This window comes from Paenibacillus amylolyticus (assembly GCF_050990605.1).
GTDB lineage: Bacteria > Bacillota > Bacilli > Paenibacillales > Paenibacillaceae > Paenibacillus > Paenibacillus amylolyticus_H.
Window position 1 is genome coordinate 3,482,463 of record NZ_CP158832.1, and the last position, 14,267, is coordinate 3,496,729.

The following is a 14,267-nucleotide window of genomic DNA, read 5'->3' on the forward strand; positions in this document are numbered from 1 at the left end:
CCGCTTTTATTTAACTAACGGAAAGATTAAATCAATAATCGGGGAAGGAACTGGTATTTATTAAAGGGAACTATATAGTATACCGGAATAAATAAAGGAGAGAAAACAATGAGTAAATCATTTATTGAACAAGTACATTATATTAGAATTCCTGTAAAAGATTTAGAACTGTCTTCACAATGGTATAGAGATGTATTAGGGCTTAAGTTACTAAACGATACTGAGGAACTTGCAATATTAAAGATAAATGAAGGACCTTTCTTACTTATCTTAGTTCCTACCAAAGATGAAACATTTGCACATTTTACAATTGATAATAAACAAGAGTTTAGCATTGGCTTTACCAGTCCAGAATTATCTAAATTTCATCAACACTTAATTGATAATCAAGTTAAGGTAGAAGATATAAAAGAAGATAATGGCCATACCTTTTTCCACTTTTATGACCCAAATGGTAATAAACTTCAAGTACACTGGTAGGATTGTAATTAATAAATCACCTTATTTCTTTAACGGGCTTCACCGTGTCCGTAACTAGTTTAGTCATTTTGCTCAGTGTGTTCTCAAGCTAAAAATTTGTTGTTAAACAGGTTCATTACCACCGAGAGGTAAGCAAAAATTATAGTCGTTACAGAGAATACGGATGGATAATTGGGCATAAGGCTTGCTAGGGGAAGCCTCAAATAAATGCGGCTATCCAAAAAGTGAGACTAATCCATACACAAAGGGGTAAATAGAAGACGGTATCTTGTTTTGCAAATCTAGTATGTTTGATCTTCTAAAAAAAGCCTACATATTTTCCTTCGCCTCATTGAAGCCGCTATTTTAGCGGCTTTTATATTTATCGGTACAAGTTAGTTAAAGGAGGATTCAGTGCGGTAATTAATTAGCCATACATATGTACAAAATACGAGTTTTGTGAAACAGTAATAATGATTTAAAAGCTGCACAGTGATTTTTCACCCCTGTACAGCTAACTCTCCGAGTTTAATCGTTTAATCCCAGACTACTTCTGTTCCTGCAATAAAATCGTGAATCGCACGTCGATCCTCACGCAAACCAACCATAAAAGCACTCACAATAATTCCGATACCCAAAGTTATTACATACACAAGTCCAGCCACAACAACTCGCATTAGCATCGTACTAATTTTTGGCGGTTCGTGTGTATCGTATTTACGGATTCGAATTCCACATATACGTTTTCCAATGGTTCGGCCATACCAGTAAACTGGTAATAAAATTGAATATAACGCACTAAGTAGTTTGGCGATTGGCTCATCCGTATCAAAATTACCCGTAAGCACACCTGCAATAATAACTAACGGAATTGAAATAATAAGACTATCCAATACGTTTGCTGCTAATCTAATCCAAAAACCTGCTTTATACAAAATGTTTTCCTCCAAACTACAATTTTAAACTAAATTTCTAAATTACTTCCTGAACTCCCTTCATTAAAATATCTAACTTTATGTACACAACTCAAATAGTATAACAGAAAATTTTACCTATTTAAGATATAACTCTCTATTTCTTTTTTCTCGCTTCCTTTGTGAATTTTATAACAAACTATCGAATTAATTTATCTTACATAATCCTTTCTAAAATATTGTATTTACTTTCTGAGTCCCCCGATGTAAACAAAATAATAATTATGTAAACTAAGAAGGCTACTTAACAGTTGTTAAGTAGCCTTCTGTTCGTTCTGATTCTGCCCTCTTCGCCAAATCTTATTCTCCACAATGGCATAGACTAAACCGGCGATCGCAAATATCCATATCGATGTCATTCGGTTCAGATGGTATCCATTCACGAAATATGGATTGTACATGAGATCAAAAACCCACAGCCCGCCCCATCCAAACCCAACCCTATATATGAAAATCCTCGCCATAAAAGAACACACATATTTCCACAGCAGCCATGAGATCGGAATTAAAATAACAACATAAAAAGCGAGTAAATAGTGACCAAAACCCAGGATGAGAGACAAAATATAGATCAGGCCCCCTAGATTTCGTAAGCCGTAATACTCTGTCGTTGTAATTTGGTACCCTTCAATCCTTTCAAGAACGACATATGCCGTTAAGCTTATCCCGATAAATATAATTCCTAATACCATGTATCGTTGAACCGCGTTCACCAACATCAGATCACCCCAATGTCTAAACGTAGCCAGAACCGATCAAGTTACATGATTTCGAAAAAATTACACAATTACACATAGGCCTCCGGTAGGTTCTGTTAAAAGTTAATCTATCGTGAATTTCTCTAATCCAACGACTACTTCTGACCTTCCAGAATCATCGTACCCAGGCGGTCCATAAGCTCCATTCTTCCCATGGCTGTGTAGGAATAGTTGTAGTTATCGACATTGGAAATTTTGTAGATCTTGCCGTTCTTTACGGCGTTCATGTTATTCCACACCTTGCTGTCTATCATCTTGTTCTCACTATTCTCCATCAACAACAGACGATCCGGATTTACGGTAACTAGAGCTTCCAGCGCGATCTGTTTACCACCCCAGCCCTCTGGATCTGGGATACCCTCTGTGCGCTTCAGGCCCCATTCACCGTACAACATCTCAGCTGCACCTTTATTGGAATAGATAACCAGATTGTTTGGATATGTCTCAATTACCGCAAAGGATTCCCCGTTTACAGCAGCCTCAAGCTTTTGTTTCCACTCTGCAGATTTCGCATCATATTTGACCAGATATTCATCTTTCTTGCTTTCTTCTCCAAACGTATCTGCCAAGAATGTCAGGCGTTCTCTCCAATCATAGTAGGAATACGGCAATGCAATCGTAGGCGCAATTTTGGATAAGGTTTCATACTGATCCGTGTTAAAATCCTTTCCCAGAATAATCAGGTCCGGATTCGCTCCTGCTATTGCTTCAATGCTAAAAGGGAAACCATACCAACCCAGATTTACTGTATCTGAACCAAGCTGCTCCTTAATGGTTGGTGTGAGTTCCTCTGGGTTGCCATAATCCGCGCTCATCGTTGCCACAGGTGTTTTCCCAATGATCAACAGCTCTTCTGTAGAACCAGATAGATCAACAATGCGCTCTGGATTCAAAGGGATCGTAATCTCTTCTCCATTCGGATTGGTAATCACTTTAGTTGTCGCTTGTGTCGTTCCCTCTGAGGAGCTAGTCTCTTCGCTGGTGGCCTGAGTCGTTCCACAAGCCGCCAAGGTAAGCATACAACATAGTGCAATCCATACAGGAATTCGTTTAAACATCGTTGTCATTCTCCTTTTATGTCAGCTCATTAGCCACATGAGGCTTATTTGCTTCAGTTACTTTATCTATCTCATCGAACTCATTATCCGTTTACTTTTACCTGCCAGCCTTCAGCATCCTGTTGTAATTGCCACAGCCGAGCGTAGATGCCTGAGTAATTTAGCAATTGCGCATGAGTTCCCTGCTCTACAAGCTGACCTTGGTCCAATACAAGGATCTGATCGGCATTTTGAATGGTCTTTAATCGGTGTGCAATCAAAATAACCGTCTTGTCCGCGACTAGCTCATTAATCGCTTGCTGCACTGCGGCTTCGTTCTCCGGATCAAGTGAAGCGGTGGCTTCGTCGAGCAATACGATCGATGCATTTTTCAACAAGGCACGTGCAATGGAGATACGCTGTTTCTCTCCACCAGATAACGTCGATCCACCCTCGCCAACGAGCGTATCGTACCCCTGAGGCAGACTGGAGATAAACTCATGACAACAAGCTCTGCATGCTGCTTCTTCAATCTCGAATTGCGTAGCGTCTTTCTTTCCTACCCGGATGTTGTTGCCGATCGTATCCTGGAACAAATACACGTCCTGGAAGACCACAGAGATATCCTGTAACAGCTTCTCCGGGTCCATCTGATCAACGGGGCTGCCACCAATGCGAATCGTTCCTTGCTGTACATCCCAGAAGCGCGCAATGAGACGTGTGACTGTACTCTTACCACTACCGGATGGGCCAACCAGCGCAGTAATCGTATGCGGCTCAATCGTAAAGGACAAGTCTTTCAACACCGGCTGCTGAGCGTCATATCCAAAGGTCACCTGGTCGAACGAAATGGCCTGATTAGGCTGTATATCTCCCTTGCCTGCCATCGGGTCTTCCTGCTGCAAATCCATAATACGTCTCGCACTATACGCGGAGTACCGCATCTCCCCATAACTCATCAGTACAACCGTCAACGGTTCAAATACCTTCGTACCTACCAGCAAAAATAACAGAAATACCGGTAACGACAACTCACCGCCTGCAAGCAAATAACTGCCCACCAGAATCATCCACGTCATCCCTGATCGTGCAAGCAACATCGAGCCCATGATCATCGGTCCCATAATGCCTTCCAACCGAATGGAAGCAGATTTCAATTCGTCAAAAGAACGCCGCAGCCGTTCAAAACGTTTGCCCCCCATATTATGGGCCTTAATCTCACGAATACCACTCAGGTATTCCTGCAGCCGACTGGCGGCTTCGTTTTTGGCTCGAACATGGTTCTCACTCAGTCGTGCCTGAATGGAATCCGTAAGCCATAACAGCGCCACACCAAAGGGAACCGCAACAAACATGGCTACGGCCATTTTCCAATCCACCAACAGAAGTCCGCCAAAAGCAAGTACAGGAAGCACAATTGCGCTGATCAGCTGCGACAGATTGTGAGAGATCGTATGCTCGACCTGACCATAATCACTCAAGATTAGATTCGTCAGATCCCCAGGATCACGTTTTCCGAAAAATCCTAACGACAGATGGCGAATATGTTCGGCCAATTTCAACCTTCCTGAGGCCGCGAAGCTGTATGCTGCCCGATAGGTCTTGTCATAGAGTGATGCATAAACCGCATATTCCACCAGAAGCCAGGCAAACAGGATGCTGCATACAATCCACATTCGGTTGATATCCAGTCCTTTGTCCGGATCAGCGAAAGACTTATAGATTGTATTAAATATGTCCACAAGCAACGCCGCAGGAACGATCTTTGCAATCCCGTCCAGAATCGCTGCAATGACCGAAGGAAGCAGACTACGAGGGTTACCGCCAGATATATTGTATAAATAATTCCTCATCGTACTGCACCTCCAAGCTTCCAGGAAGCCGCACTGATATGGGCTTGCCACATGTGCTCATATACGCCGCCTAATGTACGCAATTGATCATGTGTGCCACGCTCGGCAATCGTTCCCTTTTGGATCACGAGAATTTGCTCTGCTGCACGAATCGTTGTTAGACGATGAGCAATAATCAGTACCGTTTTGCCTTGAACCAATTGGGCCAGACCTTGCTGGATCTTGTGCTCATTCTCTGCATCCGCGTAGGCTGTCGCCTCATCCAGAACCAGAATGGGAGCATTTTTGAGCAATGCCCGTGCAATCGCAATTCGCTGTGCTTCACCGCCGGACAGATACGTGCCGCCTTCTCCGATTTTGGTGTCATATCCGGCCTCCAGTTTCTCGATAAACTCATGACAGCAGGCTGTTCGCGCCGCAGCTATAACGTCCTGTAGTGAAGCCGATGTATTGCCCATCCGAATATTTTCTTCAATCGTATCGTAGAACAGATGTACATCCTGAAATACAAAGGACACGGTATCCATCAGTTTCTCCGTCCCCATCTCCTGAATCGGAATCCCACCAATCGTAATCTCACCTTTCTGTACATCCCAGAAACGAAGCAATAGATTCGCAATGGTTGACTTCCCCCCACCCGAAGGTCCGACAAGTGCAGTCATCTCTCCTGCGTTCGCTACAAAATCAATCTGATCAAGCACAGGTTTATACGCTTCGCTCTCCTTTGGTTCATAAGCAAAAGATACCTGCCGAAAAGCAACCTCATATGTATCGGGAACTTTGGGCAACTCAGGTTCTTGTACAACCGGCTCGGCAAACACCGATTCAATCCGTTTCTGTCCTTCCACAATCTCGCGCATCCCACTACCCAGATACATTAACTTCAATAACGGAGCAGATAGACTCGGGGTAATGATTAGAAACAGAATAAACGTAATCGCAAACGACTGATTGCCCACATTTCCACTCGACAGCAGAATACCCACCGGAACAATGAAGGTAAATAACGAGATCATGATCACAAAAAACAGCCCGTAGGATGTTTTACACAAATCTGTTATTTTCAACGAAATATCCCGATATCGCGTTACCGCCTGTTTGAACGTCAGAAATGAATCGGCTGTAATCCCAAATACTTTCACCGCAGGCATACCTCTCACGTATTCAACACCCGTCGCATTCATCTCTTCAATGGCAAGCTGAAAATCACGATAAGCCTGACGACCTCGTTCGCTGCGGAAGAGGCGACTTTGGAGCCAAAACCCGATTCCAATTGGAACCAATAGCGCCAGCGCCATGCGATAATCGAGCCAAAACAAGTAACCCAGCAGCATCAGTGGGATGACAATCGCACTTACCAGATCCGGCAACTGATGAGCGATAAATTTCTCGATTTTCTCCACACTGACTTCGATGATCTTCTTCAGCTCACCGGTTGCCGTCCGGGTGTGATACCCCATGGGTACTTTGGCAACATGTTCCGCAAGTCTTACTCTGAGCCGGTACAAAATGTTAAACGCAGCGATGTGTGAACACATCCCCCCGATATAGAGCGTAATAAGCCCTGCGATCAGGGCTACCAATGCGACGATCCCCCAATAGATCAACAGATCCCTGTCGATGGCAGAGGGTTGACCCGAATGAGTTAGCAGTTCTTCGACGATCTTGTACACCCCGATAAAAGGAACAATTTGCACCAGACTCGACAGGGTCGAGAAGATACTTGCTGTGATCAGCAGACCTTTACGCTCCTTCGTTACTTGCATTAGTCCGGACACTTCAGATGTGTTGTTCATCTCACTCCTCCTGATATTAATAATCATTCTCAATATAACAAAGTGCTATATTTGCACTTTAATATCTCATAGAGCCCTGAATGATCACTACCTCTTCACGGAGCAATAATACCTCTTTACGGATTATTGTTGGAGAAATCGTTTTTACTTGTATAGATAAATATGACTTCTTTGATCTGTAACTCCCGTAATATTTCCCATTTAGTATGGATAAATATGTGAAGGGAATAGTGAAAAGATAAAAATCTTCTTGCATCTGCATTAGGTTGTGAGCGGGCTATATGGGGTAGCGCCAACATTTTGACTGTTTTATACGCTAAGTATTAGCAGACATTTGCTTAAAGCAGGAAAAATTCGCTGTCTTTGCTTGTTAACGTCCTTAGCATATATTTTTGTTAAAATGTTGGCTGTACCCTCAATCAACTATGAAAAGCTTTCCAGAATGAACCTTCTGTATTAATGATATCCTTGATCTGGACAAAAGGAATCGTAAACGTTGGAAACCCTGCCGCATAGGGTGCGATATCATATGGATTGAAGTAAAGATGCAGCGCATCCGCGGTGACAAAAAACGGCTGATCCGCACTAATGCCCGTGTAAGTGTCCGGAAACACATACGAGTATTGAGGATCATTTTTGATCTGATCCCCCACAATCTGGCTTAACACTTTTACGTAGTCACTATTCGGTTTAAATAAATCCTTCAGCTCATACAACTGACCATTCGTCAGATTAATGATCGCATAGATCATCGTAGGCATACCATGTGCTGCACCCGCCGGGTAATTATAACCTGTGAGTTGCAGCTGCAACAATTGCTGCTGATAGAACGTAATGTCAAAATCCCCTGTATACGTGTAATCCAGCTGCTGATCGGCAGGGATCGGTTTAACCTCCGAGAGTTGCTTCAATTTGGCATTCAGCGCTAGCTGCTCCGCTTGGTTCGTTAATCCCTCCACCTGCGGATAATATACGAGATAGTCCCTGTTCGGCTTGTATTTCTCTTCGCGTACACGGTACGGTGGATGAAGCGGAACGATTGTATTTTGCCGCCAGATGATCTGTCCTGCCCGGTTCACATAAGATAAGCGCTGGTCTACATAGGCCTTAATCAGATCTGGTGCTACGACCTCCAGCGTACCCGAACCTTCTACATGGGGATACCCATCGGCAGGTCTTCCACTCAGATCCAGCAGATAGGTCTGTCTTCCATCCGATGCGGAAGCAAGGCCGTTTTTGTAATTGCCTACTTGGCGATATATGAACTCCGTAAGCCTTCTGCCATTGGTATCTGCAATCGCGTATACAGAGCCAATATACGGCTGCTCCGGATTAATGGCTTGCCCCAGCGCATAACGATGCTCGCCTAGTTCGCGGATGTCATTATACGCGGGTTGAATGATAAACGATCCTTGCGTATTAATGACACCATAGTTCGATTTGTAATCCTCCGCTGTATTGACAATCGCTTGCCCGCCGCTAAAAGGAAATGCCGATGAAAATTTGGGCTGAATGCGGATATTACCCCGTTCGTCAATGTACCCATATTTGCCCGATGCTTCTTTTTGAAAAGCGAGCAGTCCATCCCCTAGTGGTCCAACATAGGCATATGAATACGTCGCGAGCCGATGTCCATTGCGATTAATAAGCGCATATTCATTGTCTTTGATCTGCACAACCGCTTTGCCATCTTGAAAATCATTCGCCGAAGCGAACTGTGCCGGAATCACCTCATTGCCCGACGCATCCAGATAACCATACAGACTCACCGATCCATCTGCCTGACCAGGGTTTGAATCGTAAAACAACGCTCGGCCGTCCTGCATATTCGAGATATACGGGTATGCCCGTCTGGTCAGGACTGTACCTTGTTCATTAATCATCTTAAATCCTTGAGAATCAATGGTTATCGCCCGTTCTTCGGAAAAGGAATTGATGGAATCGTATACAGGCTGAACGACATACTGCCCCTGAAGATTAATAACGCCGGCACGACCATCCTTCACAACCACAGCCAATCCATTGGGCTGAAACTCTTGCGCGTCATCCAGAACCGGTTCAAGTCGAATCTGGCCATGGGCATCCATATACCCCCAACGCGTCCCACTCGTGGTTCGAACGGAGATTGGATATAACCATGTCGTTACCCGGGCATGACTTATAGGGACCATCGCCTGCTTAATTTTCTTTTCGAGTTCCTGTAGTACCTCTCTGGAAGGATACGCTTCCGGAAAGCTGAGTGCCTTCTGAACTGAAATGAGTGCTGCCGGATACTGACCTGCATGGTACTGAGCATCCGCAAGGTAATACCAGTAAAAGATATAATCAGGATATTGCTGGGTTAGTTGCTCGTAATATTGCACAACTTTGGGATAATAGGTTGCATATACGTCCGGTGCAGGAACCCATTTCCCATTCTGCCATCGGATAATCTCTACACGATAGGCTTCACCTGTATCATGTATCCAGAGTGCAATCTCCACCTTGCCATCTCGGCCATGCGAACCAGGCATATCTATAATCTCTGCATAGCTATAGTATAGATCGTCAGGTGCCAAATCTTTGAGCCCTGATTCAGTCCACTCATATACGGCAAGCTTAGACCAGATTGAACCGATCCGCCAACCGATGATGAGATTGTTCCTTGCCGTTGAAGTTACAGGGGCTGCTGTCATTAAAGTCACCCCATACCCCAATCCCTTAATTAGTGCCATCTTAATCCAATGCCCTTGAACAAATTTCAGAATGAGCAAATACAGCTCACCATTCAACTGGTAAACTGCCGCAATCTCCGGCATACTGTCACCGGTAAGATCTGCCGCATAGATCGCTGGATGTTGAACAGGTTTATCAATAGTGACGACCGTTGCACCAGCCGGAATATGTTGATTCACAATCTGCGTTAACAGCGGTTCGCTCATGGACATCTCAGATTCCTCCCTTATGACCGCATTCGCCTAATGGTATGCGTCATAAATCGGGATATGACATGTAATTCATTTTATATAAGTTGAACTAAAGAATATTCACACGTACCACTCCGATGACAGAACAACCTTCTGATTGCACTTATCCCCCGATTCTTTGTTTCACTTTTTATATTATCTATCTTGCAAAGTTACTTTCTCTCCATTGATTAGCAGATAGCTCACATCGTTCACCGGAATGGTCTTAAGGGATATCCACTTAATGAGATCCTGATCCAGCTGGAAGAAACCGGATGCGCCAGATAACTTTGTACCATCCTTCAGGTGAACTTCAATACTCAAGTCCTCCACCCGAATCTTGCTCAGCGCCTCCCCTGTAAGCGTGACGCCAACTACGGAAAGGGTTACATTTGCCTGTGAGGCTCCATTTGCATCAAGCTGAACGTTTCCTGTTTTACTCAAACCATTTTGACTCAAGTTAAAGGTCGTTTTCCAATTCCCTTGAACAATTTCACTAATACTCGTAAAACTGCCTTGAAGTCTCAACTTATCTAAATCATCAACAGCAGACAGATCATACACAAACTCCTCATAATCTCCTCCATACTCGACCCCATCTTTCATATAATGTCCATAGCTAACGGAATATTCAGGTATATCGAGCTTTCGACCTTGCTCATCCGTGAAGTAGAAATATCCATGATTATACTCGCCTATCTCATTATTCGGATTAATCTGAATGTGTAACTTGCCCTCCACAAAACCTATATTGGAAATATGCATCCAATCAATACCGGAAACGGGGACATTCATTACATCCTGATGCAGTACCGGAATTGGATCATTTTCCAATTGAAAATCGGTTTTACCTCCCAAGCCACTTATACGATCTTGATCCACGATATCATAGTTATTGTTTTGCTTTTCTTGTAACAACTGCTCCCAGTCTACTTGTACGTTGTAACCATCTTGTCGAGATGCACCTGACATTAGCGTATTGATCTGAACGGTAATTCGATTTTTGCTGACTTTTCCTTGAATGAGGAATCGGACAATAGCCGTTTTATTAGCTTCATCATAATGAATAATCTGAGCGTTGTTTGCATTACCTCCGGTGACCCTGTAATCATATACATCCAGCGTCTCGTCAATACGTTGACCCGTCAGATCTGACAAAGAAACATAGATTTCCGTTGTATCTCCGTCCCTGACAGCACCTATAACCTCCATTCGAATCCCTTGATCTTCACTCACCTGATGAACAGGCTGAAGAATGCCAATCCGATCTGCACCTAGAAAATGAAGAATAGAAGGCAGGTCAATGATGCCCACCGATGCAGCTACACCTGTAACAAGACATAACGATAACGCAGCGGTTACAGGAATATAGATGGCTTTGCGATACCTTTTTCTTTTATTCATGGACTTCTTGGTCTGTGCGGAGGGATATAATACAGGTGGATAAAATGATGAATCTGATCTCGTAACGGTTGGTAGTTCATTCATCGCCAATTTATCATAGAACAACTTTTTAATATTAAAGAGGTTCTGCTCAGTGAATTCTTTTTCGGATTTTCGCATTTGATCGCCTCCTTTATTTCCTGTTCATCCACCATGTCCTCATTCGTTGTCTGGAGCGATACAGCTTGTTATGGACTTGCCTAACGTGTAGGGACAATGCTTCCGATATCTCATGGGGTCTCTGTCCTTCATAAAACCGACGTTTCATAATCTCCCGTTCCGGTTCTGGAAAAGATTCAATCATGTGATTAAGTTCCGTATACGTCTCTTTACTGACCATCTGAACCAACAAATCATCCGTTTGCACCGAATGAATCTCCTCTTCATATGTAAGCTCAGTTCTTCGATTAAGTTTCCGGTAGCGATCAATCGCTTTATGTTTTGTGATTGTAGCAAGGTAATTTTTCAAGCTACTTCGCCCAGATTGGAATGAATCCGGATTCTGCCAAAAAGCAAAAAATGTATCAGCTACGCATTCTTCAATCTCTTCTGTCGATGCATGATGTAGGATGGAATGAGCAATCTTCCATAACAAACCTGCGTAGTGGTTCATCACCCATTCCATGGCTTCAGGGTCACCATTCGCAATCGCCTTCCGTATCTGTTCCTCTTCCACGATCATATATCCCTCCCTTCCATGCTTATATGAGTCACGAATGCTCGTGTTGATCCGTGCTTCCTACCTATATTCGTTTGAGAAGTGACTTTTACTTACTCCACGATAAAAAAAGATTTGCAGTGACCTTATGGCCTTCTGCAAATCTTCTTATCTTCTATAATACATCATATTTAATACGTCATATCACTTCATGCGCCTCAGCTTCGCGGTTACTAACTAGTATCATGCCTCTTCTTGCACACTGAGCTGCACATATTGGGTGAGACGACAATACTGAAATAACAGCAGTTCTTCATTACCTTGTCCAAGGGCCACGCTACGCCCTTCCTTGATCACGTGATTCAATAACTCATGCAGGAAACTCATCTGCAACCGCAAGGATTCCGCTGTGAGCTGCTCAAGTACTTCAATATCTCGGATTGCAAATTGGGATACCCCACGCAGGAGTAGCTCTTCTGACCAGCCGATAATACGCTGCATGAACTGATTATATTCTTCCAAGTCTCCCCATCCTTCCATTCCCGATATCCAGTTTCAGACTGAGCACCGTTTGCCCCTTCAGGAAACTGATTGGTCTGATCCGTTTGGGTTCCACCCGCACAAAGGCATAGAAGTGTTCAAGTGATTGGGAACCATATCCTGACTCCAGTCTTTGGATCATCGTCTGCCAGTCCGATGAATACGGGAGAGTGAGTGCCAATCGTTCTCCTTCGGCACTCTCAACCGTTAGGACAAGCTCCTGCGTTTGTTTGACAAAGTTATGGTCCACGATTCGAGCAACTTTGATCACAGCCAGTCGTTCTCTAGGCGCAGCGAATAAGTCAAATGTTCGCGATTCCTCTTGAAGTACAGCTGTTACATTTTGCATGATTTTTCCCATATTCAACTTTTCCACACCCGAACGCGGCAAAATGGCAAGCTTGGCACCTTCCCCGGAAGATATCCGGCGTTCTTCATTCACTTTAACGGAATGGAATTGAACTTCTTCACCCACGAACTGGCGAAAGGTCAGATTAGGCAGCCATGGTGTGAATGCACCATAATGCTCTGTATATGAGAACTGCTGATCATCATAATATACAGCACGTACGTCGCTATAGGTGTATATTCCCTCATCATCGAAACAATAGAAATAATAAGTGATACCACGGAAACCGGATCGTGTTTCCCACGCATCAGCTCCCAGTCCATACAGGTGAAGTGAAGGAACCGTATAGTATTTACTTCGAAAACTGCCAATGAGCTGACTCTGCTGAATGACAGACACCTTTTCTTCTTCAAGAACCTGGAGTGCAAGATACAGCTTGCTTACCCGATCCAGCATGGATTGCATGGAAAAACGTATATGTCTGCTAAAAAACAACTGTAGTTCGCCTTTAATTCCTCGCAAACTGCGTTCTATGTCAGGCAGGTTGCCACTGTGGGCAGCGATTGCCAAAGTCTCCAGTTGTGCCATATAAGACTGAGGAAGACGGGCCAGTCCCGTCTTCAACAATCCTGCCAGCATCACCCGACATTCCTGCACCGTTTGCAGAGAGAACTTGGCTTCGTATACCCGTCCACTTAATGCATCCGTATCATCCAATCCTTGTAGTGCACGATATCGTAGCAAAGCTTCCAGTTTGGCCATCTTTCCGGCTGTCTGCGGCACCTTACATAACGCTTTTGCAAGACTGGCTTCCTCGGTAAAAGACACCTCAATATTCTGGCTTGTCAGATGTACCGTAAGAAGTGAATCTTCAATGATCTTAATTTTTTCTGGGTACCTTAGTCGGAAAACAACTTCCTCTATCATGGAAGAACTGTATGGTTTAATCAGTGGTGTCAGATCAGACTCCGTCATCCAGCGGAAACGCAAATCGATCTCACGAGACACACCAGGCGGAACTTCGCCTGGATCATCCATGTTTGATACTACGTTTGACACAGAGTCTGCTACTGATACGTCTTTTGATACGTCCAACGGATCATTATCCGATATCCCTGAGTCCTTATCCGACAGTTGCTTATCGTCAGCACTCATCGAATCCTCTGATGAATGCTCTCGTTGATCATATAGTATGGCGATCAGCACATGCTTGCAGATATGCTCTGACGGACAGGAGCATTCCCAATGATCCAGCGTATTCTCAAGCGTACAGTGTGTCCCATCACTGAGCTGACAACTCACGGATGATGCATTCCATGTGTACGTTACACGTACACCATTATCCAACTCTTTCAAAGACCTTTTGTACAATCCCTTGTTAGCGTACCGGATCAGATAATCCTCTGTACACAGCTTCGAAAAAATCCGGAATTTCTCCTTGAATGCACTCACGTC

General features: G+C 43.9%; 11 protein-coding genes. 1 reads left to right on the forward strand and 10 read right to left on the reverse strand.

Translation table 11 applies throughout. The features are described 5' to 3' along the window. Positions 1-108 precede the first annotated feature (108 nt). The gene (locus tag ABTV53_RS15515) at positions 109-480 is read left to right on the forward strand and encodes a VOC family protein (protein ID WP_433743845.1); all 372 of its coding nucleotides are present in this window, start codon (positions 109-111) and stop codon (positions 478-480) included. 515 nt (positions 481-995) lie between these two features. Here ABTV53_RS15515 and ABTV53_RS15520 read toward each other — a convergent pair. The 10 genes from ABTV53_RS15520 to ABTV53_RS15565 all read right to left on the reverse strand — a co-directional run bounded on the left by ABTV53_RS15520 (position 996) and on the right by ABTV53_RS15565 (position 14,264). Further along, positions 996-1,394: an RDD family protein gene (locus ABTV53_RS15520; protein WP_433743848.1), complete on the reverse strand. Its 399-nt coding sequence runs from the start codon at positions 1,392-1,394 to the stop codon at positions 996-998. Positions 1,395-1,687: 293 nt separating this feature from the next. After that, positions 1,688-2,152 (reverse strand): hypothetical protein, encoded by a 465-nt coding sequence (locus ABTV53_RS15525; RefSeq protein ID WP_433743851.1) that lies wholly within the window; start codon positions 2,150-2,152, stop codon positions 1,688-1,690. A 134-nt stretch (positions 2,153-2,286) separates the two neighbouring features. Next, complete coding sequence (locus tag ABTV53_RS15530) at positions 2,287-3,249, reverse strand: ABC transporter substrate-binding protein (protein ID WP_433743854.1); 963 nt, start codon at positions 3,247-3,249, stop codon at positions 2,287-2,289. An 83-nt stretch (positions 3,250-3,332) separates the two neighbouring features. Next, on the reverse strand, positions 3,333-5,081 hold the full coding sequence (locus tag ABTV53_RS15535) for an ABC transporter ATP-binding protein (RefSeq protein ID WP_433743856.1): 1,749 nt from the start codon (positions 5,079-5,081) through the stop codon (positions 3,333-3,335). After that, positions 5,078-6,877 carry an ABC transporter ATP-binding protein gene (locus tag ABTV53_RS15540; protein ID WP_433743859.1) on the reverse strand — a complete coding sequence of 600 codons (1,800 nt, stop codon included), beginning with the start codon at positions 6,875-6,877 and terminating at the stop codon, positions 5,078-5,080. The genes ABTV53_RS15535 and ABTV53_RS15540 overlap by 4 nt, the downstream gene beginning before the upstream one ends. Before the next feature lie 419 nt (positions 6,878-7,296). After that, positions 7,297-9,804 (reverse strand): WG repeat-containing protein, encoded by a 2,508-nt coding sequence (locus ABTV53_RS15545; RefSeq protein ID WP_433743862.1) that lies wholly within the window; start codon positions 9,802-9,804, stop codon positions 7,297-7,299. A 174-nt stretch (positions 9,805-9,978) separates the two neighbouring features. Next, positions 9,979-11,385, reverse strand: coding sequence for a hypothetical protein (locus ABTV53_RS15550; protein ID WP_433743865.1), 1,407 nt, complete (start codon positions 11,383-11,385; stop codon positions 9,979-9,981). Positions 11,386-11,398: 13 nt separating this feature from the next. Next, positions 11,399-11,947 (reverse strand): sigma-70 family RNA polymerase sigma factor, encoded by a 549-nt coding sequence (locus tag ABTV53_RS15555; RefSeq protein ID WP_433743868.1) that lies wholly within the window; start codon positions 11,945-11,947, stop codon positions 11,399-11,401. 219 nt (positions 11,948-12,166) lie between these two features. Continuing rightward, positions 12,167-12,445 (reverse strand): hypothetical protein, encoded by a 279-nt coding sequence (locus ABTV53_RS15560; protein WP_433743871.1) that lies wholly within the window; start codon positions 12,443-12,445, stop codon positions 12,167-12,169. Further along, positions 12,432-14,264 carry a hypothetical protein gene (locus ABTV53_RS15565; RefSeq protein ID WP_433743874.1) on the reverse strand — a complete coding sequence of 611 codons (1,833 nt, stop codon included), beginning with the start codon at positions 14,262-14,264 and terminating at the stop codon, positions 12,432-12,434. The genes ABTV53_RS15560 and ABTV53_RS15565 overlap by 14 nt, the downstream gene beginning before the upstream one ends. Between the last annotated feature and the right edge of the window lie 3 nt (positions 14,265-14,267).

What these genes read in the sequence shown, in the direction of transcription:
- ABTV53_RS15550 (WP_433743865.1), bottom strand. Translation starts at nt 11,385, where the DNA reads ATGCGAAAATCCGAAAAAGAATTCACTGAGCAGAACCTCTTTAATATT.
- ABTV53_RS15545 (WP_433743862.1), bottom strand. Translation starts at nt 9,804, where the DNA reads ATGTCCATGAGCGAACCGCTGTTAACGCAGATTGTGAATCAACATATT.
- ABTV53_RS15555 (WP_433743868.1), bottom strand. Translation starts at nt 11,947, where the DNA reads ATGATCGTGGAAGAGGAACAGATACGGAAGGCGATTGCGAATGGTGAC.
- ABTV53_RS15535 (WP_433743856.1), bottom strand. Translation starts at nt 5,081, where the DNA reads ATGAGGAATTATTTATACAATATATCTGGCGGTAACCCTCGTAGTCTG.
- ABTV53_RS15540 (WP_433743859.1), bottom strand. Translation starts at nt 6,877, where the DNA reads ATGAACAACACATCTGAAGTGTCCGGACTAATGCAAGTAACGAAGGAG.
- ABTV53_RS15530 (WP_433743854.1), bottom strand. Translation starts at nt 3,249, where the DNA reads ATGTTTAAACGAATTCCTGTATGGATTGCACTATGTTGTATGCTTACC.
- ABTV53_RS15515 (WP_433743845.1), top strand. Translation starts at nt 109, where the DNA reads ATGAGTAAATCATTTATTGAACAAGTACATTATATTAGAATTCCTGTA.
- ABTV53_RS15525 (WP_433743851.1), bottom strand. Translation starts at nt 2,152, where the DNA reads ATGTTGGTGAACGCGGTTCAACGATACATGGTATTAGGAATTATATTT.